The 25,528-nt window shown below is 35.5% G+C and carries 25 protein-coding genes and 1 pseudogene; 16 read left to right on the top strand and 10 right to left on the bottom strand.

Going from position 1 to position 25,528, the window contains the following annotated elements; translation table 11 throughout:
- Positions 1 to 451 precede the first annotated feature (451 nt).
- Positions 452 to 646 (top strand): hypothetical protein, encoded by a 195-nt coding sequence (locus HPT25_RS12950; RefSeq protein ID WP_173064667.1) that lies wholly within the window; start codon positions 452 to 454, stop codon positions 644 to 646.
- 395 nt (positions 647 to 1,041) lie between these two features.
- Here HPT25_RS12950 and HPT25_RS12955 read toward each other — a convergent pair whose 3' ends face one another.
- The gene (locus tag HPT25_RS12955) at positions 1,042 to 1,959 is read right to left on the bottom strand and encodes a LysR family transcriptional regulator (RefSeq protein ID WP_173064670.1); all 918 of its coding nucleotides are present in this window, start codon (positions 1,957 to 1,959) and stop codon (positions 1,042 to 1,044) included.
- A 149-nt stretch (positions 1,960 to 2,108) separates the two neighbouring features.
- Here HPT25_RS12955 and HPT25_RS12960 point away from each other — a divergent pair, with 149 nt between their 5' ends.
- The 6 genes from HPT25_RS12960 to HPT25_RS12985 all read left to right on the top strand — a co-directional run bounded on the left by HPT25_RS12960 (position 2,109) and on the right by HPT25_RS12985 (position 7,555).
- Positions 2,109 to 2,672, top strand: a complete 564-nt coding sequence (locus tag HPT25_RS12960; protein WP_217269703.1) for a GNAT family N-acetyltransferase — start codon at positions 2,109 to 2,111, stop codon at positions 2,670 to 2,672.
- A 249-nt stretch (positions 2,673 to 2,921) separates the two neighbouring features.
- Positions 2,922 to 4,493, top strand: coding sequence for an IS21 family transposase (gene istA / locus HPT25_RS12965; protein ID WP_173064676.1), 1,572 nt, complete (start codon positions 2,922 to 2,924; stop codon positions 4,491 to 4,493).
- The gene (gene istB, locus HPT25_RS12970) at positions 4,490 to 5,257 is read left to right on the top strand and encodes an IS21-like element helper ATPase IstB (protein ID WP_173062983.1); all 768 of its coding nucleotides are present in this window, start codon (positions 4,490 to 4,492) and stop codon (positions 5,255 to 5,257) included. The genes istA and istB overlap by 4 nt, the downstream gene beginning before the upstream one ends.
- A gap of 544 nt (positions 5,258 to 5,801) precedes the next feature.
- Entirely contained in the window at positions 5,802 to 6,131 is a 330-nt protein-coding gene (locus HPT25_RS12975; protein WP_376767978.1) for a PadR family transcriptional regulator, read from the top strand.
- Positions 6,131 to 6,661, top strand: coding sequence for a DUF2812 domain-containing protein (locus HPT25_RS12980; RefSeq protein WP_173064682.1), 531 nt, complete (start codon positions 6,131 to 6,133; stop codon positions 6,659 to 6,661). Before HPT25_RS12975 ends, HPT25_RS12980 begins: the two co-directional genes overlap by 1 nt.
- Positions 6,662 to 6,766: 105 nt before the next feature.
- Complete coding sequence (locus HPT25_RS12985; protein WP_173064685.1) at positions 6,767 to 7,555, top strand: MerR family transcriptional regulator; 789 nt, start codon at positions 6,767 to 6,769, stop codon at positions 7,553 to 7,555.
- 262 nt (positions 7,556 to 7,817) lie between these two features.
- Here the strand turns inward: HPT25_RS12985 and HPT25_RS12990 are convergent, their stop codons facing one another.
- Complete coding sequence (locus HPT25_RS12990) at positions 7,818 to 8,099, bottom strand: transcriptional regulator AbrB family protein (protein ID WP_173064688.1); 282 nt, start codon at positions 8,097 to 8,099, stop codon at positions 7,818 to 7,820.
- A 908-nt stretch (positions 8,100 to 9,007) separates the two neighbouring features.
- On the opposite strand from HPT25_RS12990, the gene HPT25_RS12995 reads away from it, so the two are divergent.
- From HPT25_RS12995 to HPT25_RS13010, 4 genes are all read left to right on the top strand, one after another.
- On the top strand, positions 9,008 to 9,232 hold the full coding sequence (locus HPT25_RS12995; protein ID WP_173064691.1) for a helix-turn-helix transcriptional regulator: 225 nt from the start codon (positions 9,008 to 9,010) through the stop codon (positions 9,230 to 9,232).
- Positions 9,232 to 9,519, top strand: a complete 288-nt coding sequence (locus HPT25_RS13000; protein ID WP_173064694.1) for a hypothetical protein — start codon at positions 9,232 to 9,234, stop codon at positions 9,517 to 9,519. Before HPT25_RS12995 ends, HPT25_RS13000 begins: the two co-directional genes overlap by 1 nt.
- 68 nt (positions 9,520 to 9,587) lie before the next feature.
- Entirely contained in the window at positions 9,588 to 10,487 is a 900-nt protein-coding gene (locus HPT25_RS13005) for an ABC transporter ATP-binding protein (RefSeq protein WP_173064697.1), read from the top strand.
- Entirely contained in the window at positions 10,480 to 11,730 is a 1,251-nt protein-coding gene (locus HPT25_RS13010) for an ABC transporter permease (RefSeq protein WP_173064700.1), read from the top strand. The genes HPT25_RS13005 and HPT25_RS13010 overlap by 8 nt, the downstream gene beginning before the upstream one ends.
- A gap of 338 nt (positions 11,731 to 12,068) precedes the next feature.
- Here the strand turns inward: HPT25_RS13010 and HPT25_RS13015 are convergent, their stop codons facing one another.
- Positions 12,069 to 13,109 carry a beta-carotene 15,15'-monooxygenase gene (locus tag HPT25_RS13015; protein ID WP_173064703.1) on the bottom strand — a complete coding sequence of 347 codons (1,041 nt, stop codon included), beginning with the start codon at positions 13,107 to 13,109 and terminating at the stop codon, positions 12,069 to 12,071.
- A 313-nt stretch (positions 13,110 to 13,422) separates the two neighbouring features.
- Between HPT25_RS13015 and HPT25_RS13020 the strand changes: the two genes are divergently transcribed.
- Positions 13,423 to 13,713 (top strand): hypothetical protein, encoded by a 291-nt coding sequence (locus HPT25_RS13020; protein WP_173064706.1) that lies wholly within the window; start codon positions 13,423 to 13,425, stop codon positions 13,711 to 13,713.
- Positions 13,714 to 14,005: 292 nt separating this feature from the next.
- On the opposite strand, the gene HPT25_RS13025 is transcribed toward HPT25_RS13020, so the two are convergent.
- The gene (locus tag HPT25_RS13025) at positions 14,006 to 15,262 is read right to left on the bottom strand and encodes a hypothetical protein (RefSeq protein ID WP_173064709.1); all 1,257 of its coding nucleotides are present in this window, start codon (positions 15,260 to 15,262) and stop codon (positions 14,006 to 14,008) included.
- A 95-nt stretch (positions 15,263 to 15,357) separates the two neighbouring features.
- A pseudogene (locus HPT25_RS13030) lies at positions 15,358 to 15,747 on the bottom strand (IS1595 family transposase); the annotation flags it as partial.
- A gap of 1,037 nt (positions 15,748 to 16,784) precedes the next feature.
- On the opposite strand from HPT25_RS13030, the gene HPT25_RS13035 reads away from it, so the two are divergent.
- A complete protein-coding gene (locus HPT25_RS13035) occupies positions 16,785 to 17,597 on the top strand; it encodes a GGDEF domain-containing protein (RefSeq protein ID WP_217269704.1) in 813 nt (270 codons plus the stop codon).
- 190 nt (positions 17,598 to 17,787) lie between these two features.
- Here the strand turns inward: HPT25_RS13035 and HPT25_RS13040 are convergent, their stop codons facing one another.
- The 4 genes from HPT25_RS13040 to HPT25_RS13055 all read right to left on the bottom strand — a co-directional run bounded on the left by HPT25_RS13040 (position 17,788) and on the right by HPT25_RS13055 (position 22,415).
- Complete coding sequence (locus HPT25_RS13040) at positions 17,788 to 18,300, bottom strand: GNAT family N-acetyltransferase (RefSeq protein WP_173064714.1); 513 nt, start codon at positions 18,298 to 18,300, stop codon at positions 17,788 to 17,790.
- 291 nt (positions 18,301 to 18,591) lie between these two features.
- Complete coding sequence (locus HPT25_RS13045; RefSeq protein ID WP_173064717.1) at positions 18,592 to 19,689, bottom strand: GerAB/ArcD/ProY family transporter; 1,098 nt, start codon at positions 19,687 to 19,689, stop codon at positions 18,592 to 18,594.
- Between the two features lie 34 nt (positions 19,690 to 19,723).
- A complete protein-coding gene (locus HPT25_RS13050; RefSeq protein WP_173064720.1) occupies positions 19,724 to 20,914 on the bottom strand; it encodes a Ger(x)C family spore germination protein in 1,191 nt (396 codons plus the stop codon).
- A 16-nt stretch (positions 20,915 to 20,930) separates the two neighbouring features.
- On the bottom strand, positions 20,931 to 22,415 hold the full coding sequence (locus HPT25_RS13055) for a spore germination protein (RefSeq protein WP_173064723.1): 1,485 nt from the start codon (positions 22,413 to 22,415) through the stop codon (positions 20,931 to 20,933).
- A gap of 232 nt (positions 22,416 to 22,647) precedes the next feature.
- Here HPT25_RS13055 and HPT25_RS28705 point away from each other — a divergent pair, with 232 nt between their 5' ends.
- On the top strand, positions 22,648 to 22,821 hold the full coding sequence (locus HPT25_RS28705; protein WP_246277185.1) for a glycoside hydrolase family 3 N-terminal domain-containing protein: 174 nt from the start codon (positions 22,648 to 22,650) through the stop codon (positions 22,819 to 22,821).
- Positions 22,822 to 22,914: 93 nt separating this feature from the next.
- Positions 22,915 to 23,394: a glycoside hydrolase family 3 C-terminal domain-containing protein gene (locus tag HPT25_RS28710; RefSeq protein ID WP_246277186.1), complete on the top strand. Its 480-nt coding sequence runs from the start codon at positions 22,915 to 22,917 to the stop codon at positions 23,392 to 23,394.
- Here HPT25_RS28710 and HPT25_RS29260 read toward each other — a convergent pair.
- A complete protein-coding gene (locus HPT25_RS29260; RefSeq protein ID WP_173064726.1) occupies positions 23,365 to 23,457 on the bottom strand; it encodes a glycoside hydrolase family 3 C-terminal domain-containing protein in 93 nt (30 codons plus the stop codon). The two genes, HPT25_RS28710 and HPT25_RS29260, sit on opposite strands and share 30 nt — an antisense overlap.
- 331 nt (positions 23,458 to 23,788) lie before the next feature.
- Here HPT25_RS29260 and HPT25_RS13070 point away from each other — a divergent pair, with 331 nt between their 5' ends.
- Entirely contained in the window at positions 23,789 to 25,519 is a 1,731-nt protein-coding gene (locus HPT25_RS13070) for a sensor histidine kinase (RefSeq protein ID WP_173064729.1), read from the top strand.
- Positions 25,520 to 25,528 lie beyond the last annotated feature (9 nt).

Below are 25,528 nucleotides of genomic sequence, written 5' to 3' on the forward strand. Positions count from 1 at the left end.
TCTTTACTATTACAAATGTTATTGTAGCAGTAATGTCGTAATTTGTCGAAGTGTTTCAGGATAATATTTACGTTTTAGAAATTGTTTAAAGCTCTTCATGGCCAAGTGACAGGGCAGTTGCTATGAACTGCAAAGTAAATAGCTGTTTTTGAGAGATTTGAGGACAAAATTTCAATGTTTGTTACCAAAAAACCACTGTTTTTGTAACTTCTCTGTCCATTTATAATTGAATAGTGACCACTGGTTTCTATAGTTACAAAAAGATATATCTAAAAGCATTATCAAATGCCTTAACCACAACTTTAGCGTATTCTTGGCTACTTTTCTTTTCGGTTTTAACACAAACCCTGTTATCAGGCCTTTAAGAACCGTTTCTAAGGCTATCGAGCCTGCGGATAAAATGGTAAAATATGTTTATAATTTATGACTTAATATATAAGGAGGGTAAATTTTGAAAAAAGGAAAATTATTGTGGAAAATTTCCCCTTATGTACTCTTTCTTATTTTAGGCTTTTCTTTACAAAAGGACCCTATTACTTTTTTTCAATTAATAAAAGTGTTGATATTTACAGTCATTTTGGGTTCAATAGTTGGTCTCATTATTTCAGCTATTTATCATTATATATACAAAAAAAGTAATATTTAATTCTACGTAACATAAACAAAAAGAATCCTGCAAAGTGGAAAGTACTGAAAAACCTTCGGATCCCTATTTTATCCTTTTAATACAATGTATCTTCTAGTACAGAAATCCAGCTAATTATGTGAACAATATTCGTTTTAAAGAAATTAAATTGTTGTCCAATAAAAAAAAGATTGTTCAACAATCGGGCGCGATTCTTCAAAAAGAATTGTGTTCTTTCTTTATGTATAGGGCCAGATTGCAGAGGAGTTAATTTTGAATTGATAGTAGTGAACCGTACAATAAATAAATGCGAAAACATCCTGAAAGGATTGTATATCAATGCTTTCAGGATGTTAAGCTATGAATGAAAATAGGTTAACAAGTTGATGGCTGGCATTCACGCTTTCCACGTATTTCTAATCATGATGAGTTTCTAAATTTAACCCTAGAAAATGATAAATATAATTTATTAATACATTATTTTTTCCACTTCTCTTATCCATTTCGTTCTGTACGATACAAATATCGTAAAAATAGTCTTCTATCAGAGGGACATAAGTAATTCTTTTTCGATCAAAGTATGTACAAACATCTTTAGTCGCGAAGGCGATACCCATATCCTTTTCAACTAGATCCAGTATCATGGATAAGTTGGAATAGTTAGTATAGGTGTGGACTTCAAGATCAATTCCAGCATTCTTTAGAACCTCATGTGTCATAATATAGGGATATTCATTTATATCACTAGTTATCAGTTTGTTCCCTTCTAAGCTTCTCACAGAAATCTTATCATATGATGCCAGTGGATTGGATTGACTCATCAGAACATACAGCTTTTCTTTGAATAATACATCGTATGACAATTTCGATTGACGCTTGGAAATGGGCGTATATTTTATAATAGCAAGATCCAGTTGATTGGAAAGCAACATCATCTCTAAATTTTCGTTGCTTTCCACTTTAATTATGTAATTATCTTTACTATTACCAGATATGAAACTCATAATGGCATCATTGATAGGTGTTGTATATGAAAGTTTATACAGACCAATGGAATGAGATAAAGCTTCTTCTTTTGAATAATTTTTCAGTTTGGAGATGAAAAGCTTATATTCACTTAGAAGGAGTGTAGAATCCCTGACAAATTTCATTCCGGTTTGTGTGAGTTCCATACCTCTTTTACTCCTTATAAACAACGGAGTATTTAATCTGTCTTCAATGGATTTTATACTTTGAGACAAACTCGGTTGAGTAATATTCAAATATTCAGCTGCTTTCGTCAGATTCTTAAAATCTGCAACGGTTTTCACATATAAGATTTCTCTTATTTCCATGAGTGTCTCCTCTTTTTATCATAGGATACACTTATGATAATCATTGTAAATAACTATTACAAATTTTTAAAATTTCTAATTATAATGAGGATATAGAGGAAAGCAAATTTTGTGATCAAATTTTATAGAATATATAAGGAGAAACTATGATGAATATTCATTACAAAGTCATTACAACCGATAATGTTGATTTCTTGGAAGGATTATGTAATCAGTTGATGAGATTCCAAGCAGATCATGCAACGATACGTCCTGATATTATGGCGAGCATGAACTACAATAACAGATTGAAGCCGGAATATACCAATACCTTGAGAAAACACATGGTAGTCGCTTTTGATGAAGAAAGACCAGTAGGTTTTGCCTTTGCAACAATCGGAAATGTAACTGAAGATAACTTGAAGGGAAAACCTGATTGGGCAGCAGAACTGGACGGTATAGGATTTTATCCTGAGAACTATGAAGTACCAAAAACCATTGGAACTTTTAAAATACTATATGTGGATGATGAATATAGAAATTTAAGTATAGGAAAACAATTGTCCAACATGACTATGGATTGGCTTAATAGTCATGAAGATGTAGATGATTTATGGGTATACGTGGCTAATGGTAATGAGGCTGTTGGCAAACTCTACGAAAAATATGGTTTTAAATTAAGTCATAGTGTCTTTAACGGGTTTATAGATGCATATTGTCAGAAGAGGAAATAGATTGAAATTACTAATTCTAGTATGTTTTAGGGCTTATGTAACTGCTAGACTAAAGTAGTCAGAAAACGCTAGATAAAATTGAACACTTATTTGCCAATTTGATAAGGGGGAGGATTCAGTTGGTAACCGGCCCGAGGGCCGGTTACCAACTGAAAACTTCAATAGTTCCCCTATTTTAATACATGCCCTATCATTGTAAAATAACTATTTTAATAGTCTAGAATTTTACAATGATGGGGGTTAGGAAAGGTGGATAAGTGGCTCATGTATATGGAAATACATCAGCTTAGGAAAAAAGGATTTTCAATAAGCAAGATTGCGAGGAAACTAGATATCGCAAGGAATACAGTTTATACCTATCTGCAAAGAGATCCTGAAGACATGACTGAATGGTTGGCTTCTATCCGAACCAGAAGTAGGAAGCTTGACCCACATAAAGAGTTGATTCTAACTTGGCTTAAGTACCACCCAGACATGTCAGCTGCACAGGTTTTCGATTGGCTTAAGGAGAAAGACAATCGCTTGATGGTTGGTGAAAGTACAGTAAGAGGTTATGTAAAGGAGCTTCGTGAGATTTATCATATTGAGAGGACCCATCCCACAAGAAGTTATCAGGCTGTTCAGGATCCCCCGATGGGGGAACAGGCTCAGATTGACTTTGGTCAAACCAAACAGAAAGCATCCAATGGTAAGGAAGTCAAACTGTACTTTATCTCATTCGTTCTTTCTAATTCCCGTTATAAATATATGGAGTGGCTTGATCGCCCCTTTACCACTAGGGATGTAATCAGAACCCATGAGAACGCGTTTGAATACTTTGGAGGAATTCCTAATGAACTTGTTTATGATCAAGATTCTCTCATCGTAGTAAGTGAGAACTCTGGCGATCTCATCCTGACTTCTGAGTTTCAGGGTTATCGGCAAGAACGAGATCTTAATCTTCGCGTTTGTCGTAAAGCTGACCCAGAAAGCAAAGGGAAAATTGAAAATACGGTCAAATTCATCAAGAAAAACTTTGCCAAACACCGGGTTTTTCATAACCTTGACCAATGGAACGAACAGTGTTTGGAATGGTTGGATCGTACTGGGAACGGTAAAATCCATAACACTACAAAAAAAAGACCGGCAGAAGTGTTCATCGAAGAAAAGCAACACTTAAGACCGATCACAAACAAAAAAACATTTCATAATAAGATGAGTATAACAAGGACAGTCCGAAAGGACAATACCATCTTGTATCAGTCAAACCGATATTCTGTTCCTCTCGGAACTTATAAAAAAGACAAGATGGTTTACTTGATAATTACTGATGATGGGCGTCTGGTTATACACGATAAAGCAGAAAGAAATGTAATTGCGGACCATAGACTAGAAACAGGCAAGGGAAAGCTAGTTCAGGATCGAAACCATACTCGTGACCGGTCCCGAGGCATACCAGAATACATTTCTCATTTAGCAGCCAAATTCAACAACCCAGATCAGGCAAATGACTATCTGGAAAATATCTATCATGGGTACCCAAGGTACATCCGGGATCAACTTCAATTAATTCGAAGAACGATAGAGGAACTTGACGAGGATCTGATGAATCAAGCAATGGAAGAGTGTATAAAAAAGAAGCTTTACAGCGCAAATGACTTCAGCGATGTCGTTGAATACCTAAAACGCCAACGCTTATTGAACACTAATCCAAAGCCTCCGTCCCCTGCAGTTCACCCAATAAAGTCGTTAAATGATGCCGATGAGTCAATTTTATTGGCCAAGCCGTCAGTAAGAGATCCAAAGGAATATGAAGAATTATTTAAAGGAGTAGTCATATGAACGTGATTTTGGAAACTATGCAGAATCAGTTAAAATCACTGACGTTGACGGAGGCAGCTAAAGTTGTTCCGACTATCATTCAGCAAGCAGAATCGGAAGATTGGTCTTATAGCCAGTTTCTTCAGAAATTGCTTGGGCATGAGCAAGAAAGACGGGAAGAAAAACAAATGGAAAAGCGTCTGAAATGGGCTGCTTTTCCCTTCCAAAAAACTCTTCAGGAGTTTGATCTTAATGAACAACAATCGCTTAGCAGAAAGCAATTTACACAATTGAGCGAGCTGAACTGGCTTGATCAGATGTTCAATCTCATCCTCCTTGGTCCCCCAGGAGTTGGCAAAACACATCTAGCTATAGGTTTAGGATTGGAAGCAATATACAAGGGCTATAAAGTTGCATTTATCTCAATGGGAGAACTGATTCACACATTAAAGACTGAGGAAATAACAAGAAGATCTCAGGCACGACTCAAGAGGATTAGAGAAGCAAATTTGGTTGTCATCGACGATTTAATGTTTATGGCAATGGATTCAAAAGAGGCTAATCTTTTTTTTCACTTGATTAACGAGCTTTACAACAGTGCATCTATCATTCTTACATCCAATAAAGGGCCAAGTGATTGGGGAGACTTGATAGGTGATCCAGCCATCACCACGGCAATTTTAGACAGAATTGCACACCGTTCTGAGATTGTTCATCTAAACGGCGATAGTTACAGAATGAAACATAGAACTTCCATTTTTGGAGAAAAAACTGTTCAAAAATAATGAGCAAAAAGTGTTCAATTTTACTTGACGCTTACAGCTTATTTCTATTTGCACATTCGTACAGGGAATGCACAGCAAATCTCATGGAGCCTGCTTAAACGATAACCTTAAAACTTGCCATTACAGACAGTGTGCTGAACCATACCATAAGTAAGTTTTTTGAAAAATACAATCTTCAACAATCGGGCGCGATTGCTGAACAATGAGCAGTTGTTTTTTACTAAAACGATCAGAATAGTTCTATAAATAATAGGATGTAAATAATGAAGAAACCCATCTTTTCTTTTTTCTCATTTGAAGTTAGATGGGTTTTTAATGTTGGCTGTGCAAAATTGTGCCTAAAATAGGTTCAACCTAACTCTTAAAGTGACAGCTCTTGCTGCTGTCAGCTTCCTTGCTATTATAGTGACAAATTATAGAAATGAACTTATTTAATGTATTTTTAAAAATATGTAATTTATTGACATATATCATTTAATGATATATTATAATTTTATTGTATATCATTAAATGATATAAAGAGAAGGTGATATTTTTGGCAAGAATGGATTCGTTAGAAACGGGCGAGCTGACAGATACTGCGTACTACATTCTCTTATCATTAGTTGAGGCTAGGCATGGTTACCTTATTATGAAGTACATAGAGAAAATCACAAATAATGGATTTATAGTTGGGCCTGCGTCAATATATACGACAATTAGAAAGCTTTTAGATGCTAACTTGATAGAAGAAGTTAACGATGGTAATGAAAAACGCAAGTCCTATATAGCGACCCAAAGAGGCATTAAACTTTTGAAGAATGCAGTCCAGCGTAGAAGACAAATGGTCAATCATGCAGAAGAAGTTTTAAAAAATGTGGGGAGGGAATCCTAGTGAAAAAAACTAAATTCGTGTTTAGTGGAGGCTTGGCTTTCACTGAAGAAGAGGACATGAAAAAGTTAAGTGAGTATGCTGAAAAAGGGTGGTTATTGGAAAGTTTTGTTCCGTTTGGTTACAAATTGAGAAAAGGAAGTCCACAAAATCTTGTTTATAATTTTGATTATCAAAGGATTATAGATGATGAATATCTGGCTTTTTTCGAAGCAGCAAAATGGTCACATGTCTGTTCAATTGGCAATCATATACATGTTTTTTGTGCACCTGAGGGTACTGAACCAATCTATTCAGATGACACAACAATAATTGAAAAATATAACAGAGAAATGAATCAAATGAAAAGAATAGCTTTTCCATTACTTATTTTAACAATTTCTTTATTCTTGATTGGTTTAAGTTCATGGGTAACGCAGACTATAGGAATAGTTTGTGTGGTACTAGGTTTCGTATCTCTAATAGGTTTAATATTTGCTGGATTACCATATCGCTCATATAGATCTAAATTTATTAACCTAAGTAAGCAGTAAGATCAATTGGAATTAACGGACCAAATTATTATAATTTTACTTGCTTCCTCCGTTACGTCATACGCTAATCTTAAATTATACCAATATTGATGGAGGAATAATTTTATGAAAAATCAAGAACTTGCTTTTACAATTAGTGAATTTGGAAAGCGTGCAAGAACAACAGTAAGGACGTTAAGATTTTATGAAGAATTAGGATTACTAACACCAGCAAAGCAAAATGGATCTGGCCACAAGCTGTATGGATTTGAAGATTTAGCGAAGCTGCAGCAAATACAGTCCATGAAATTTTTAGGATACTCATTACAGGAAATCAAAAATTTAATTGATAATGACTCGGACGTATCTAAACAACTTGAAAAGTCCTTACCCTGGCAACATAAACTACTTACAGAAAAAAGGAATGAATTAAATCGAGCCATTGAAGCAGTTGAGCATGTACAATTCCTTTTGAAAGAAGGGAAGCCAATCACATGGACAGTTTTAAGTTCACTTCTTTTTAAGATGGAAAACGAACAAGACCAAATAGAATGGATGAAAGAATACTTTCCAGAAGATGTAGTTGAACAATTTTCATCATTTCCGAAAGAACAACGACTCCAAATGGATATAGAGATGCTAGACTGGTTATCAACATTGAAGAAATTGATGAGTGATGGGGCTTCTCCACAATCGCCCGAAGCATTTAATCTGGCCGTAAAATTGTCTGAGATCGCAATGAAACATGTAGATAACAAAGAGGACCTGGCAAAACAAATGCAAAAGGCAAAAAAATTGATGGAAGCCGATAAAGTAGATTTTAAGTTTCCGACCATTTTGACACCAGAAGAGGAAGCCTTTTTAGGAGAAATAACAAAGTCAATTAAAGCGTTATATGATGAAAATGGTAAATGAGCAAAAGCAAAGTCCCCTTATGGGAAAGTCTGACTACATACAACATTGATTCTTTTAATGGAATGAAATATTTAGAGTCGATTCTCAAATTGGGAATCGGCTTTTTAAATGTCTTAAAAAACAACAACAGACTATAACAGCATTATGAAGTGTCATAACTTATAAGTTTTGATACTAAAAATTTTAATGAGACAGCTCTTACTCCTAAAGTGACAGGCAGCCTAAACGTTCGTTACAATTAAAAAAAGCCCAGAAAGGGCTTTTAAATCGCTTTGTTTTTGGTGTTAATTTCCTTCACTAATATTTCAGCTCCCTTGGGGCTTAATATCAATTTCCCATCAAAATACGCCTTATTTTCATCAGTAACTTCTCCAGTCAGCATGCAAGCCATATTAGGACTATATTTCTTTAAAATAACTTGTTCGCCATCCACAAAAATTTCAACAGGATCTCTCAGATCAATATCTAAAGTTCTTCGAAGCTCGATCGGAACAACAATTCTTCCCAATTCATCAACTTTACGTACAATTCCAGTACTTTTCATAAATCATTTTCCTCCTACAAGTCTACAAATATCATATTTATAAATTTATCAAAATTAGATAAAAGTTCACCAATGTAAATTATGGTAAATAGACGTATACTAAATTTCGGTTTCTTAATTTTAGTTTTTATGACTAAAATCGGAAAAGGAAATTATTGAAATAACTCGTGGGTTTTACAAATGTAGTATTTTAGCAAATTCGTATAAAGCCAGGAATTTAAATGAAAAACGTTGGATATCCTGGCTTTTTTTTTGTTTTTCTAAGAAGAAAAACTGGTAAATTATACAAATTGAAGTTATAAAATAATTAAATCTTACATTTTATAAATTACAACGGAGAATTAGGAGGTAATGAAATGGCGAGGGGAGGACGATAACCAGGCGTTAATGAGCCTATTCGATCTCTCTAAAAAACTATCCTCGAAAACCTCACTGCTGTTTTATATATTAAATTTTTGAACAATTCACTTGTCTACTTACTATATTTGAAAAAAGGTTAGAATTTTAATCTGCATTGTCTTCAGAAGGGCAAGAATACCATTTATATAAACTATATAGTAAAAGTAGGCACGAAAGAGACAGAAACCAATATGTATTTATAAAATAACGATAAACCCTCACATGCCCCTCAAGCTTGAGAAAGTCGTTATCTTAAAAACGAAAAAAAACGCTATTCTTTCTGTAATATCATGGAAGGGATGGTGTTTTTTTGTGCAGTGAGATTGTTACATAACGAGCTTACCGTGGGTTTTACGTCAAAATGTTGGAGTTACCCCATGATAAAAGATGGATAAATTCAACAGAAAATTAATTAAGTTAAAGTATAAATGTAATTATTTTTTAACTTTTTGTAAAAAATACTTTACACATAAAGTAAATAGTATACAATATGGAAAAGGAGAGATTAAATGGACAAAAAGGGATATTTAGGTAATAGAGTAAACGTTTTTCGAGCTGAAAAGAGATGGTCCCAACAAGAGTTGGCAGATAAGGTGGGTGTATCAAGACAAACTATTGCATCTTTAGAAGCAAACAAGTATAACCCTTCTCTAATGCTTGCTTTTGAACTAGCAAATGTGTTTGATGCTAAAATTGATGATATTTTTACATATAGTAAAGGGGTGGAATTATAATGGATACCGTATTAATGGTGATTTTAGAAATAGTTATGTTAGTTTGTTTAACATACTTCTGCACTTTTGTGAAAAAAGAGGGGAAAGACGAAAGAGGTCAAATTATTTTGGGCAAAGCAGGTCAACTTATTTATGGTTCAATTTTCCTTTGTTATGCAATATTAATGACTATTAATCATTATTTAAATTTTTCAAATCAACAGTTTGTTGTTGCATTAACTACTTTAGTTGTATTAATAATGATCATTAACTGCATAAGTATATCAATTTTTAAAAATAGGATTTAATGATTTTTAAACAATAACAAACATGTTATTGGTATACACTTTATCCCGAAAAAGGAGTAAACATATATATGGTTCTTAAACTTGAACACGTTACCAAACGGTTTGGCACATTTACAGCTGTAGATGATTTATCGCTAACCATTCCGGAAAGAGAAATATTTGGTTTTTTAGGAGCAAATGGAGCTGGAAAGACAACGACGTTTCGAATGATTCTTGGGCTGCTTGATCCCAGTGCAGGCGGAATCTCGTGGGAGGGGAGCCGAATTGATTATTCAACCAGCCATCTGGTTGGCTATCTACCTGAAGAACGAGGCCTATATCCGAAGCTAAAAGTCCGCGACCAAATTGTCTACCTCGCGAGATTAAGAGGAATGGACAAAGGAGAAGCATTAAATGAATTAAGAATATGGCTGGAAAAATTTAAAGTCCCTGATTATGAAAATAAGCGGCTAGAAGAACTGTCAAAGGGAAATCAGCAGAAAATCCAATTTATCGCAGCCGTTATACATAAACCACAGTTACTAATATTAGATGAGCCATTTAGCGGACTGGATCCGGTAAATGTTGAATTATTGAAAGATGCTGTTCTAACCCTCAAAGAGAATGGAACAACCATTGTATTTTCCAGTCACCAAATGCACCATGTTGAGGAAATGTGTGAACATTTGTGCATTATGCACCACGGCAAGCCCGTTGTTCAGGGGGCATTAAAAGACGTTAAACGGGCATTTGGTAAGAAGAATCTCATCATTCATGCGGATTTTTCACTTGGTTTCTTAAAAGACTACCCAGGGGTAGTGAAGGTGAAGCCAACAATGGAAGGAATGGAATTGCAGATCGATGGTGAAAAGACAGCAGAAAGCATTCTGAAGGAAATCGTAAATCATGGCTTCATTCGAAAATTTGCTCTAGAAGAGCCCTCGTTAAATGATATTTTTATCGAGAAAGTAGGTGCCTCGTATGAATAATTTTTGGATTATCCTATTTCACACTTATCTAAACAAGCTAAAAAGCAAATCGTTTATCGTTATGACTATTTTGTCTGTAGTCATTGTTCTAGCACTTACAAATATTAATAATATTATCAATCTATTTGATAAAAATGGCGGTAAAGATAAGATCGCTGTCCTTGACGAGACTGGGCAGTTATATGAACCTTTTAAACAACAGCTAAATACAATCAATAAAAAAATTATTCTTACTCAGTATAAAGGAAGTGAAAAAGAGGCTGAAGCAGCGGTAGAAAAAGGAAAGTTCGACGCTGTCATTCAACTTAGCCTCAATGAACAGCAGATGCCTATCGCAACTTCTAAAGCCATGAGTATTGCAGATACAGAGTTGTTTTCAGATTTGGAGCGGGGATTGCAGCAACTGAAGACCATGATGACCGCATCGAATATCAAGTTAACACCACAACAGCTGCAAAAACTATATGAACCAGTTTCCTTTAAGAAAATTGCCCTTGAGAAAAATGCAAAAACAGAAGAGCAATTAAATCAGGCAAAAGGACTTGTTGATATTTTATTATTTGTCATTTATATTTCCGTTATCATGTATGCCAATATGATTGCCATGGAAGTAGCAACAGAAAAGTCTTCAAGAGTAATGGAAATTTTAATTTCGAGTGTTTCACCGATTAAGCAAATGTTTGCAAAAATACTGGGTATAGGCTTTCTAAGCCTAACCCAGCTGGCAGTATTTTTACTCACAGGCTACTATTCCTTAAAGAGTAATATGGATACTTTGAAAGGCGGATTCTTAAGTGTTTCTGGCTTGGGAGATATTCCGGCATCCACCATCATATATGCCGTCATATTCTTTGTTCTTGGCTATTTTCTTTATGCTACACTGGCAGCATTTTTGGGCTCGCTTGTCAGCAGGATTGAGGATATTCAGCAAATGATTACGCCAATGAATATGCTTGTGTTTGCAGGATTAATGATTGCAATGTTTGGACTAGGCAAGCCTGATTCTCCGTTCATTACCGTAACGTCTTATATACCGTTTTTTACACCAATGATCATGTTTTTGAGAGTTGGAATGCTCACAATCCCAGTATGGGAGGCGTTAATTGGAATTGGTATCCTACTCACAACCATTATCATTCTGGCCATATTCGGTGCCAAGGTCTACCGGGGCGGGGTGTTAATGTATGGGAAATCAAACTCCTATAAAGATATTAAAAAAGCTTTGCAATTGACAAAGAACTAATAAGAATGGAAAGATCTGCTCAACAGCGGAGTTCAAATTGTACTTTAAAAGAAATCCAAACAACAGGGGACAACTAAACATTGAATAAAATGCAAAAGCAATATGGGTTTCTTGTTTTATGATAATAATGTTAATAGCTCTAATCATCTTAATCAACAATCGGGCGCAAGAATTGAACAACGATGGACTGTTTTCAGCAGTCCATTTTTCTTGGTCTTTAATCAGTTAAATGGCTGTTTTGTTGAACAATGTGTAAACGAAACATAAAAAAACGCCGTATGACTCTTCGTATCAACGGCGAAATAATATCTTTTACGCAGTGTCCCCAGATAACTTGACTAATAATTTCTAATATTGTTCTTTAGGACTTCTATAAATCTGTGTGGTTCATCCACTTTCAAAGCCACTTGGGAGTATTCTTTTTTAATTCCCATTATTAAAGTTGCTGTTACTGGATGCTTTAATTTTAAAATAAAATCAGGATGAATTTCGTCGAAACTTCTAGCAATGAATTCAATTGTGCATTTATTATGTTTAAAATGTTTGGGTGCATGGATAACTTCTTCAACATCCATCCACTTTATTTCCATTCTCTTCATTAAACCAAGTGAAAGGTAGATAGTATCTTCCGTAACAAGTAAAGGATTGTGTCGAACAGCTTGAATATCACCTATAAGAAAAATGACAGTATAAATATTCAACAAAAGCAATATAAGCGATAAAACGAACGATTTTTCGTGTAGCCACCAATCAATACCGACCATTTCAAGGATTGTAGAGTGAATTAACACAATTTGAAATGCAAGCAAACTCGTTTTTTGATGTAAAGTAAACTGGTTGTTGGCAATTTTGGGGCTCTTTCCCCAGCATGCAATGGCGTAATAAAACATTAGCATTTCTGAACAAATGATTTGAATAATTGGAATGGTCTTGACTTGTTGTTCAATTGCGTTTGAAAATGAAAAAATAATGGGAAGTGAACTTTTCTTTACAGAACTGATAATGTTTGGTAAATATTTGAATAATGATAAGAGAACAAATATTTCCAACAAAAGAAATCCAACTTCAACTGCAAATCCAACCCATGTTATAGCTTTAAACGGAGCTAAAAACTCTATCGGAATAAAGAAACGTACTAAAACGAGTCCTCCTGCAACACCTGAAATTATGTTATTCCAATTCATTTTCCGTTTCCACGAAAGAAGTAAAATCGGTGAAATAACAGCTAAATCTAATATAGAACATACAACAATAGTTTTTGATTCTTTAGGCAATATGTCAATCCCAAATGATGTATGATACAAAGTATAATTCGCACTAATTACAAGCAAAAGTAGAATTGGTAATACATTCCGATTAAGTGTATTTTTGAAAACCATCTATTCCATCTTCCTTTTTTATTCTAATAATAACATATATTTCCTGTTTGAAATTTAAAAAGAATGAATGCCTGTTTAATAATGTGACAAAGTTCACTAAGACGAAAGGGACGCTTTACTTCAATAACGATGTTCAACAATCGGGCGCGATTGCTCAACAAGAGCAGTCGCTTTTTATGTTACAAGGAGTTTAGTTCAATTAGTTACATTGCTGAGATATTAATTATTTTGGATGGGATAAATAGGTAACATATTTGTCTCTATGGTAAAATATGTATAGTAGGAAAAATAAAGTATTAGGAGGATTTCTCATTTGATAAAACGTAATAAAATTATAACAACTCTTTGTTCTACGGGCGTTCTTTCATTGTCCCTCGGTTTTATAAATTATAATCTAAGCACTGCCGAAGCAGCCTCTCAATCTAAAATCGTACCTTATGTACCTTCCAATTACGCACCGATTTACAATGGGAATGCTACTATTCGTGTATCAGCAGAAGACCAAAATATGGTGGAAAACTCACAAGTTCCATTTGGGTTCTTAGTACAACAAAATGGACAAGCTGTATTCTTTGAAAAAACGACGCTTCAACAAGGGCATTAATGCGAAACTAGCTAATAGAAACTAAGTGATCTTCAACAATCGGGCGCTTTTGTTGAACATAAAACTTAAATTTTTGGTTCTGTTAAATTTGAAAGTTGATTTTTATAAAGTAATTAGGGGGAACCGCAATTTGTAGAGGTTCCCCCTTCTTCTTCAATTAACCAACACATTTGTATAAGTAATATCCTTCACAATATTATTATTTGAAATAAAAAAAGAAATCTTAAGCTTGAAGAATTACCCGTAATATTGATGCACTCGAAGAATCGCAGTGAACAAAACCTCTTTTTAATTAATCTATATCTTGTGGAGAAGAGGCTGAGATTCCAAATGCATGATTGTGCAAAAAAATATTCTGTACCGCATCCGCCTGTGCGTTGTTGCAATCTACAATGACAACGACTTCCGTTTTAGGGGTGGTTCTTTCTTTGGACCTTTTTTTTCGTTTGAGCAATTGGAACGTAATTCCAGCGACAGAGCCAACTGAAAAACCAATTAATCCCCATAAAACTGGACCACCTTTAAGAACGAAGCCATAAATTGCACCGACTGCTGTTAAAAAGCCTGTCAAAAGAGCTGCTACATCCAAAAAACCACGTCCATCGGACCGATGAATGTTGTCGATGAACGGAAGCGTTTCATTTCGTTTATCAAGTGACGTAGCATAAATCTGGTTCTTCTTAATCCCAATCTGCTCTAATCCTACAAGAGCCATCTCGACATATGGGGAATGATCAAAGGTAGCAATTAAACGCAAGTCCACCAAATCCTTCTCTGTACAATGTAAATCGTCAACTCCTTGTTGATAGTGTAATCTCAGAAAATTTGCCTGGTCTTTGTCGAATACCTTATTCGTTTCAACAGTGTGGAGGTATGCATGATATGCAGAGAAGACCCACATCGAAGCGAGGAACGAAAACCATTCAGGATCGAGAATCGAAGTTGCCCTATCAAAATCACCTATAGCGGTATAGTATATGCTCCCTGCTGCATTCGATTTGTAACAAATGATGATCCACCAGATAAGGTATGTCGTTCCACTGACAATCCGTTTGTTGTACACGTCTCCGAGACCAGGCATTAAGAGTGACCAAAGGGCTGCCATCCACGGGTCCCGCTTTGTTAAGTAGTTATATTGTAAGGCATTCATGGTAAACACTTTAATGGGAGCGTTTTCCCCGTGAGCTAAATAGGTCAGCTGGTTTGTGTCAACAGCCGTCACGTAGCTCGCCCACAGACAAAAAACAAACGTTGTTGTGTACAGAATGACGACAAACTTTCCATCCTGTTCGAGAATCCTTGTTGCCTCTCCTGGATGTCCAGTCAGTGTATACACAATCGCAGTATTAAAGTGACCCCTTACATTAACAGCAATTTCCCATAAAAACAAAAGCCACCCTTGAACAAATTGACCCATTAAAAAGAAACCGAAGCCTGGCAAGAAAAATGACCAAGCTAATGGTACTAGCGGATTAGAATAATGAACAAAGTTCGAACAAGTTCCGTCAATGGTGAAGCGGATGCGTCGAGAACGTTTTTGTGATTTCATATTATCATTATTCACTTTTATTATGATTTTATTTGGATGTTTTTTGCAATTTTATCCCTTTCTTCTTCAAGTAACCTACGATAGTTAAATAAGCACTATATAGCGAATTTTGATAAGCGTAAACTATCGTAAGTATCGGTCATTTCAAAAACAAATGATGATAATAGGAAATCTTTAATATTGTGCTTGGTGTTTTCGTTACTGCGGCTATCAACAAACAAAAACCAGGCTAGGTAGTTATCAAGGTACTTCGTTGCGACCCCTTTGAATCGGTTTATGAATTGTTTCAATCGGGAATGGAGACCATTAACGTTTTGAATATGATATAAGCCCTTAATAACGTGTTTACCACCATTTGATTTAATTCTGTAGTGTTAAATGCCTTTTTCTATTGCATACGTTTTATAGGCTCTCCAAGCATCTGTTACTAGTACATTTTCGGGGGTCAACTTTGAACCAATCATTTTTTCAACCTTTGTTTTAATCATCTCCTCCTTAGAAATTAAGATTAGTCGGTTGTCCCTAGAGCTGCTTGTACTATCATAGGTTCGCTTGTTAAACGGTATCTTTGTCCCAACCAGCCTGAAACATGCTTATACAAGTAGGGAGTGAACAGTTTTGCGGACGGGATCAAGTCCCACGGGCGCTACGTTCTATTCCGACTACCGCTATAATAAAACCAATTAAAAAAAGTTCAACCAGTAAAAACTGGTTAAACTTATATTACGATCGGGCGCAATTCATGATCAGAATTGTGCTCTTTCTTTATGTATTTGAAGAAGAAAAGCAAATTGTAATAATTAAAATTAAAAGGGAGGGCTTCTTTGAATGAAAGGGTCATCAAATTCAATTCGCTTCCCCGTGTTTTTTGCTATCGGAAACTTCCTGACCGTCACATTAGTAGGATAGATACTATTGTCTCGATAATCTTTTCAAACATAGGCGTTTCACCCTATTGCCCGAAAAGACAGGGACATTAATATCGACGTCGTCTTCCCATTTGAACGCACCGGACGACGGTCATAGGCTTTGATCTTTCCCTGAAAAAAGAGATACATCGTTCCGTCCGGATTACATTGAATATAAACAAGAAGATGCTCCCGGTCAGGATTGGATTCATTCATATACACATTGACTGGGTGGGATTCCTGATATTGATTTTTCTACAGAAACTAGATATTTTATCTGCCAGTGTTCCTGCACTTACCTCTAAAATTGTTCCTTTCCTACTTTACTATTGAAGTGATGATTACTATTCTGGGAAATAGTGTGTGTTGATGAATATTATGGGCTTTGCTAAAATAATTAAAATTCAAAATAGGGGGAATTTAAGAAAATAGGTACTTAGTAAATTAGGGTTATCAATCTGTTAACTTGATAATGTCAGCTATTATTATTTTTATTTGTTCATCTTCCATAAATTCAAGTTCCATAATAATGAAAAATGTAAAAAAATCCATTTTCATATTTATTTTTTAAAAATTAAGGAGTTGCAATATTGAAGCGGACATATGTCTATTGGTTGATTATACTAATCGGTACAATATTTCCAATTATCGTTGATTGTATTGCCTATAAATTTGGGAAAGAGTACCCATTTGTATGGTCACTTTTTATTCTCCCTAGTATATTCATAATGATTTTGAGTCCGAAATGGAAAGTTGTAATTAGTTCTGCTATCTTTTTCAGCCTTTTAAAATTTATCGTTAAATTTTATCAAAATGAAAGTCTTTTTTCTGTGGAGAAATTTGTTCTTTTTGCAGGTTCACTCGTAAATTGGTTAATTCATTTGACCATTGGGTATTTTGTCATTAAAAATCAAAAATTGGTACAAAAGATGGAAGAAATGGCATTAACAGATACTTTAACTGGATTAAACAACAGAAGATATTTTGATATCTATATTGAAAAGGCAATTCCTTTAAGTAGGAAAATGAATTTCCCTTTACTCCTTCTAATGATAGATATAGATTATTTTAAAAAAATTAATGACAATTACGGTCATTTATGTGGTGATCAAGCTTTAAAGCATATTGCCGGGATAATGAAAAGACATGTTAGGGAAACAGATGTATTGATCAGATTTGGAGGAGAAGAGTTTTCCATTTTACTTCAGGAAACTGATATAAAGGACGGCATAAATATTGCTGAAAGAATTCGAGATACTGTGAGAAAGACAGAATTTATTTATGAAGGCACACATGTTGCTCTAACAATCAGCATTGGGTTAGCTATTCACAATTCAGAACATATTTATATGTTTTTAAAAAAAGCAGATCAAGCGTTATACGAAGCAAAAGCAAACGGTAGAAATCAATTGGTTGTGTTTGAATAAGAGTGATATCAAAAGGCATTTATACACATATTTAATTTTACGGCTTTGTTATAGTGTTTAAATATCAACAATGTTCTTTAACATATCCAATTTTAAAACCAACCGTTCCTTACGCACCGTATTCAGGAGATGCGGATGAAAACGAAACATCTGATGACTTATTGCCGACAAAAAAAGAAGCCTACCTACATCAGGCTTCTTTTTCAATGGAATACTGAAAGGCTTTGACAACAATCCCGTCATCGAGCGGCACAAAATCAAGTTCCGGCACGCGAACAAACTTGAGACGTGCATATAAACGCATCGCGCTCTTCATAAAATCAGCGGTGTGCAACCCGACGGCTGAAAACCCTGATTGTTGGCAAGCTTGGATGCAGTGACGGAGCAACGCTTCGGCGATTCCTTGATGCCTTGCTTTTGGGTCAATGGCAAGCATGCGAATTTCAGGCGATTCCGGCAGGTCGGTTAGACCGGCATAGGCATCCATTTTCGGCGGAAACAATACCACACTGCCGACTATTTTCTGGTTTTCGGTCGCGACAAAAACTTGAACGTTTGGTTCAAAGACAGTAACCGAAATCGATTCAGACAACACTCTCCAATGCTCGCTTGGGAGAACTTCTGCATATTCTTTGTATGCATTTATTCTCTTTTGCTTTATTCGTTCCCATTCAAAAGGAAAAGCTTCCCGCACTTGAAACATATCCATCACCTCAATTGTAGAATGGAGCCGGTTGGATGGTTTCTTCCAGCTTGAGTTTCATTATAGCGCACTTCCTCTTTTTGGGGAGAAAATTGTGAAATAATTCTGGACTGTCACTGGAGTATCTCCTAATCTCTGCCATTGAGGGGGGCATCGATTTGACATCAGGTTCATATGGTCACGATGTTTGAAGGAATGATGTTGTTTTCATATGATGGGAAAGGAGTACATCGAAAGTATTTATAGACTAGAGGGAGGTTCGTACTCCCTCTATTGTTTGTTGAGCTTCATTTAGATCGATTTCACTATGTATTTCTTTATCAGAAGAACAACCACTAAAATAAATGGAAGGATAAGTTGCAAGGGAATATGTAAATAAGCTGGAACTATTTTCAAGCCAATATTCAGGTGTTGTATTATATTTTTAGAAAAGAAAAAGGTGAATAGTAATGTAAGAACAGTTGAAGCCAAAATATGTTTGTTTCTCTTAACATTTGGAAATAAGTGAGCAAGAATGTTTAATCCACCGAACATGAAAATAGAAACTTTAATAAATCCACCTATTAAATTGATGACTACCGCTAAGATTTCTAAATGGGGCAGGAATTCTGAAATACTGGTAAGCTCCAAAGCCTTCACGAAAGGAAATACATACAGGTTGACAGTTTCAGAATTTAACAAACCAAGTATCATTTCAGCAGCTGCAATTAGTAAAAATCCTGTAAGACATACGGAAATCCAACCATATTTTCGTAATGCCTTCACATTGTTTACATAAGGAAATATCATGGTAAATACGATAAGTTCTCCATATGGAAAAGTTAACCCTGTTGGGAAAACAGAAGCGAGGATCTGTTTCCAGTCAGTCCGAAATACTGGAGTTAGATTGTTGAGTTCAAAATAAGGAGATAAGTATCCAAATATCATTAAGAACAAGATAATAACGATTGTAAAAGCACTTAAAATCAGTGAACTTCTTGCAGTATCTTCGATGCCGACAAAGCAGCTATACAAAACCACCAGAAGAAATGTGAATGTGATAATCCAGAATGGGACATCGTTAAAAAGCACCTGTCCAATAAAAAATGAGAAATCTTTAATCACTCTTCCTGCGATGTATAAAAAATACAGACAATAAATAAATCCAAGTAGTTTGGAGATCCATTTCCCAAATCCTAATTCAAATAGTTGAATCAAGTTTCCCCATTTTCCTAATGAGTGAAGCAGGATATAAAAATAAAAAATCCCAACTCCCAAGCCTAAAGATATTAAAATGAAAATCCAAATATCTTTTTTGGTTTCAAAGTTCCATCCTACGACGATAGCACTCCCAAGCAAAAAGTTGATCATTAAGGAGAGTATTTCCATAGCAGCTAGTTTGATCATCATCTTATCGAGTCCTTTCCATACCCAAATCCAGTGTCTATTTTAATGACGATGAAATTTCTCCAACATCTAAAAGATCAACCTTAACTTTTGTTTGAATCGGTACTTTTGAATAGGCTGACTCCCAATTGTTTTTTATTTTATTCCAAGCAGCTGGTTGTTTTCGATATAAAGCTTCTCCAAATCCTTCAATATCGGTTTGGTTATTTTGCGTTTTTATGATCATCTGTTGAATCTGTTTTTGAAGCTCTTGTTCTGCGTCATGTTCCAAAGAGGATATGGCTTGGACGGTTGAAGTGTCCTTATTACACGATACATCATACAACTTTCCTTTCATTTGAAGCTGAAGTACAAAGGACGGAACTCCTTTTTTATCTTGTACACGAATAACAGGTTTGCTTTCAACGTCTTTCCATGTCACATATCCAGATCGATTTTCGCATTTCGTTACCAATGTAGTACCTTGTATTTTTGTTTTAGTTAAAGCTAATAAATTACCTTCCTGTGAAGAAAGCCAATATGAAAATTTTTGATGTTTAAAAACGGCAATTCCACCAATCTCAATGAGAGCATCGGGTGTAGCTTTTTCAACATTCGATTTAGAGATTCCTTTTGAAGAATCCCCTTTTATCGTAATATAGGGGATTGTTAGCTCCGTCCTATTCTGATTTAACATTCCTTTTATTTCGTCAGAAGTGATATCAGTAAGATTTCCCCAGGATTCTCGTTTTCTAGAAAGCATTTCTTCTAATCTGCTTCCAGAAATCTTTTGAACAGGTGTAAAGATTTGAAGTAATTTATCCGCATTAATTCCTTTAGAAATAACAAACCTTATATTGGCCGGCAATCTGGAATCACGCAAAAAGTAGTTGGTCACCGAAGAAATTCCTTCTGATTTTACGAATGATTCCCCAATAACAGCGACTACTGTGCTTTCTAAGAAGATCGTTCGCGCTAAATTTTTGTGAATACCGTCGATTGCTTCAGGGATGGTTCTCCCTTTTGCACTGTACGCATAGGCACCTAATTCAGCCGATCCTTCTTTTGTATTTGCTGCTGGATTATAAATTTGTACGCTGGCAATGTATCCGCTCTTGCTTTTATCGATCCCAATCGCGGAAACAACGCTGATTTTGTTTAACAAAGTGTCCTGCACCTTTTTCCCAACTATTAAGGAGATGATTAATCCAATCACTAGAAAGAGGGTAATATTTGAATTCCTTAGCATATGTATCTCCTTGAAGTTAAACTTTATCTGTCTCTTCCATATTTTCTTCTTTCGTGAAATGTGATTCATCGTTTGTCATTTCTTCCAGAGATAGTTGAATCGCGCTATCTTTCAAATCATGAGCAACCAATGGAGCGAATGGAGAAAGATAGGGAACGCCAAAGCTCCTAAGTGAACAAAGATGAAGCAAAAATACAAGAGACAATAAGGCGATTCCATATAAACCGAGAGACGCGCCCCCGGCAATAAAACAAAGACTGATATTCATTGCTGTAATTCGCAGTGCAAAAATAGGGACGACACTAGATAAGATATACCATAAACTAACTATCACTAAACTTGCAGGCTGGACTAATTGTGATTCGATTGCAGACTGTCCCAATATGATGGCGCCAAAAATGGACACAGTAAAGGCGATATTTTGCTGTAAACGGGTAGAGCTTTCATTAATGGCCATTGTCACAATCATCAATACGGTTACTTCAAACGAGGTTGGAAATGGTACCAATTCTCGTTGTGATACAAACCCCACAAGCAGTTTGACGGGCAGCAAGTTTGCGTGGTAGGTCATAAAGGCAACATATAACCCTGGAATATATAATGTTAAGAAAAAAACAATAAAACGAATCAATCGTGTATTAATTAAACCCGTTTTACCTAAATAATAGTCTTCAGGTGTATGGAAAAATTGAATCAGAACCGCAGGAGCGATCATCACAAAGGGAGATCCATCGACAAAGATAGCGACCTTTCCTTCCAGCATTTCTGCTGCTACGACATCAGGCCGATCAGTATTGAGTATGAGCGGAAAAAATGACAAGGACTCCTTCGTCAGCGCATACTGAATATAATTACTTTCTAGTACAGCATCCATCTGGAGGTTGTCAAGGCGTCCTAAAATGGTCTCAAGTATTTGCTTATCCACTATGTTTTCAATGTACATTACAGACACGTCTGTCTGGGTGTTTGTTCCATATGGTTTGGTGGTTACTCTTACATTCGGATTTTTAATAATCTTTCGAACGAGTGAAACGTTTGTACTTCTATTTTCGGTGAAACCTACATCAGGACCTTTTGCAACTCGTTGTCCCTTTGGGCTTGCAACACCTCGTGCATTCCATTTAGTCGTATCAGTGGAAAGGAATTGAGTGATTCCTTCTATTAACACAAGGGTTTTGCCTGAGAGTAACTCTTTAGAAGCTTTTTCTATAGTATCTATATGTGTAAGCTTTTTAGCTGGTATGACAGATAACTCGATAAAAGATAGCAGTTCCCCATCCGTTTGGAAATGCGGCAGGTTACAAGTTAAAAGAGGCTCTAAAACGTATTGCTGAATAGCATTTGAATCCACGATTTCATCGATGAACAGGATTGCCGCTTTTCGATCAATACTGTTCAGCGTAATTTCTCTTACTTGAAAATCAGAACTTTTCCCCAATATGGTATTTAAGGTTTGGATGTTGTCTTGAAGCGCAATAGATACCTCGTAGTTAAGATTCATATCCTTCACCAGATTTACTTGAAATAGATACTTTAGTATTTCTTAATTGGTAAAAAAGTATGTAAGTGGAAAGTGATTGGGATGTTATTAGTTATAGATCGTCATTATTAACTTCTTTTAAAAGAGAAGAGAGGCATCTGTTTATGAAGGACATTCTTGGTCAAACAACAAAAAAACCGCCATTTTTTAGTAGCGAGTAAGTTCAATTTCTGCTAGTGACTTGACCTCATTATTGAAAGATTTGTTAAGAGATGAACTTGGTTTTGACGGCATTTTGGTTTCCGATTATGGTGAAGTAGACGAAATCTCCATTCACGGCGCAGCAAGAGATCAGAAAGAGGCAGCTAAAATGGCTGTTGATGCCTCAATGGATATGGAAATGGTCACTACTGCCTATTTAAATTAAATCTCAGCCCTTATCGAGGAAGGAAGAATACTTGAAAGTCAATTAGACCAAGCCGTTAAAAGAATCCTTACCTTTAAATTTAAAATTGAAATCATGGATGATTCATTCCGCTATATAAGACCGGAAAAAGAAGTGGAATATCATTTTTGTCAAGACCATCTGAAGGAAAGCAGGGAACTTGCCAAAAAGTCCATCGTCTTGTTGAAAAATAACGGAGTGCTGCCTATTAACAAAGATAAGAAGAAGATCGCTGTTATCGGCCCATTTTCCAATAGCAAGGATCTTTTAGGTCCTTGGCAGTTCTCCAGATATAGTCAGCAAACGGTCAGCTTATTGGAAGGACTGAAAGAAAAAGTTGTCAATGATAATCTTTTGATTGCAGAAGGCTGCAAAGTTGATGGTACAATAGAAGGGGGATTGGAGGAAGCCCTTCGCCAAGCAAAGCAAGCTGATACTATTATCCTTGCATTAGGTGAAAGTAGCGATATGTCAGGTGAGGCGGCTTCGAGAATGGATATTCAACTTCCTCAAGTGCAAAGAAGATTAGCCAGTAGGATTATAATCACCGAATAGCACATCTGCAATAGCATGTCCGGCTTCTGAACCTAAGAACCAAGTTTCAACAATAGCATCCACATTTTTTTTTCAAACCATTTAAGATGATTCTTTGGCAGAAGAAACAGATGGAGATATGAAAGGTGATTAACAGTTGTTCATTATTGAACAAAATCCGTTCATTTGACAATTGAAAGAATACTATATTTTTTTTACAATAATGGAAAATACTATTTTCTGTTAATTTCAAAACCTGATTTCCTTCCTCTGAGCAGGCAATCAGGAGTTTTTTTACGTACTTATTATATAGAAGGAACAGTAATCAACAGCTATGTTTAACATAGCTTATTCAAAAAAAGTAAGCGATTACATAGTTGACGACTGAATAATAGCACGGAAGGAGCTTCCTTTAATGAAAGGTTGGAATATCCGCCTGCCATTTAACTCTCTTAGATTTAAGTTGCTCTTAGGCGTTTTTTTGATTCTATTGCCTTTGATCGTGTTGCTAATATATCAAAACTATTATGCGATTCATGTTGTACGTAGTCAGGTAATGGAATCAAATAAAAAAATGATTACATTATATATGCAGTTGATAGACAAAGGACTTGAGGACGCAGATGAGTATTTACTGTCACTGGCATCCTCCGACCCCAACATTCAAATTATGGACACCTCTGATTCTGCCGACAACTACAATCTTGCGAAGATAAATGTAGTTAACAAACTTTCTGCAAATCTTACCATGTATAAATCCATTGAATCTATTTTTGTTTATTCTAACAAAAAGGATGAGCTTACAGACGTCTTTAAGGGAGATCAGACATACGCTGAAAGGGAGTCCGTTAGAACTTACATAGAAAAAACCTTAGGTACCAATAAAAATCTTAATGCTAAATTTTTACATAGGTGGTATGTGAAAAAAATTTATAGTGATTACTATTTGTTTAGATTTGTTAAGTCTGGAGGTATTTACATTGGTGCATGGGTTAATTCAAAGACTTTATTACTGCCATTATCATTTATCCAGCTTGGCCAGAATGGAACAGCATTATTTGCTACTAAAGAAGGACAACCCATGATGTTTAGTAGCTTTATCAATCATAATCGAATCGATTTAACCCGTAATCTGCAAAGTTATTACGAGAGTGGGAAAGATCAGAAGTATCTTGTTGTAGGTCAAAGTTCTAAAAAGGGAAATTTTAGCCTAATTGCCATCATTCAAGATCGAAGTATTTTACAGAACCTACCTTATCTAAGCGGCTTAATTCTATTAATCGTCTTTTTGGGAATTTTACTCTTACCAGCAATGGTTATTTTTATAAGAAGAACATTTCTTCATCCATTGAATCGAATCATCTCGACAATGAAGGATATTGGTGACGGGAATGTTAGTTTCAGAATTAAAGAGTATCCTACATCCGACGAATTTATGATTGTGAATCGCACGTTTAACACCATGATGGCGCAAATCGAGGATTTGAAAATTCATGTTTATGAGGAGCAGTTGAATAATCAAAAGGCCCAGCTTAAACATTTACAATTACAAATTAACCCCCATTTTTTTATGAATTCCTTAAATATTTTATATAACTTGGCAAGAGTCCAGAATTATCAATTGATTCAAGAACTAATTATGTGTTTAGTTCGTTATTTCCGTTTTATGTTTCGCAGCAACTTAACGTTTGTTGCTTTGAAAGACGAACTGGAGCATGTTCGTAATTATATTCGAATTCATGAGCTGCGGTATCCAAATAGTTTCTCATGTACGATAGAGGTTGATGATACCGTCCTAAACACGCAAGTCCCGCCTCTTATTATCCAGACGTTTGTTGAAAATACCGTGAAGCATCAGGTTTCAATGGATGAATGGACTGAGATTTTAATCAAAATCGAAAGGCATCATGACAAGAAGCAAAGCTTAAACATAATCATTCGTGACACTGGAACAGGATTTAAAGAAAAGATCCTAATGGAATTAAAAGCGGGAAATCAGGTTGTTGATGAATATGGTGCACACATTGGAATTTGGAATATACAAGAACGCTTGCGGTTGTTGTATCAAGATGAAGCCCAAATTTCCTTTTTCAATGGGACTCCATCTGGTGCAATCGTTCAAATTGTTCTTCCGCTTAATGAATGATACGGAGGG

The organism is Neobacillus endophyticus, assembly GCF_013248975.1.
In the GTDB taxonomy this organism is placed as follows: Bacteria; Bacillota; Bacilli; order Bacillales; family Cytobacillaceae; genus Neobacillus; species Neobacillus endophyticus.

Coding starts and splice junctions, on each gene's coding strand:
- HPT25_RS12960 (WP_217269703.1), top strand. CDS start 2,109: ATGAATATTCATTACAAAGTCATTACAACCGATAATGTTGATTTCTTG.
- HPT25_RS13000 (WP_173064694.1), top strand. CDS start 9,232: ATGGATACCGTATTAATGGTGATTTTAGAAATAGTTATGTTAGTTTGT.
- HPT25_RS13005 (WP_173064697.1), top strand. CDS start 9,588: ATGGTTCTTAAACTTGAACACGTTACCAAACGGTTTGGCACATTTACA.
- HPT25_RS12995 (WP_173064691.1), top strand. CDS start 9,008: ATGGACAAAAAGGGATATTTAGGTAATAGAGTAAACGTTTTTCGAGCT.
- HPT25_RS13045 (WP_173064717.1), bottom strand. CDS start 19,689: ATGATGATCAAACTAGCTGCTATGGAAATACTCTCCTTAATGATCAAC.
- HPT25_RS13025 (WP_173064709.1), bottom strand. CDS start 15,262: ATGAAATCACAAAAACGTTCTCGACGCATCCGCTTCACCATTGACGGA.
- HPT25_RS13015 (WP_173064703.1), bottom strand. CDS start 13,109: ATGGTTTTCAAAAATACACTTAATCGGAATGTATTACCAATTCTACTT.
- HPT25_RS12975 (WP_376767978.1), top strand. CDS start 5,802: ATGGATTCGTTAGAAACGGGCGAGCTGACAGATACTGCGTACTACATT.
- HPT25_RS12955 (WP_173064670.1), bottom strand. CDS start 1,959: ATGGAAATAAGAGAAATCTTATATGTGAAAACCGTTGCAGATTTTAAG.
- HPT25_RS13050 (WP_173064720.1), bottom strand. CDS start 20,914: ATGCTAAGGAATTCAAATATTACCCTCTTTCTAGTGATTGGATTAATC.
- HPT25_RS28710 (WP_246277186.1), top strand. CDS start 22,915: ATGGATGATTCATTCCGCTATATAAGACCGGAAAAAGAAGTGGAATAT.
- HPT25_RS13010 (WP_173064700.1), top strand. CDS start 10,480: ATGAATAATTTTTGGATTATCCTATTTCACACTTATCTAAACAAGCTA.
- HPT25_RS13040 (WP_173064714.1), bottom strand. CDS start 18,300: ATGTTTCAAGTGCGGGAAGCTTTTCCTTTTGAATGGGAACGAATAAAG.
- HPT25_RS13055 (WP_173064723.1), bottom strand. CDS start 22,415: ATGAATCTTAACTACGAGGTATCTATTGCGCTTCAAGACAACATCCAA.
- istB (WP_173062983.1), top strand. CDS start 4,490: ATGAACGTGATTTTGGAAACTATGCAGAATCAGTTAAAATCACTGACG.
- HPT25_RS12985 (WP_173064685.1), top strand. CDS start 6,767: ATGAAAAATCAAGAACTTGCTTTTACAATTAGTGAATTTGGAAAGCGT.
- HPT25_RS13070 (WP_173064729.1), top strand. CDS start 23,789: ATGAAAGGTTGGAATATCCGCCTGCCATTTAACTCTCTTAGATTTAAG.
- HPT25_RS12990 (WP_173064688.1), bottom strand. CDS start 8,099: ATGAAAAGTACTGGAATTGTACGTAAAGTTGATGAATTGGGAAGAATT.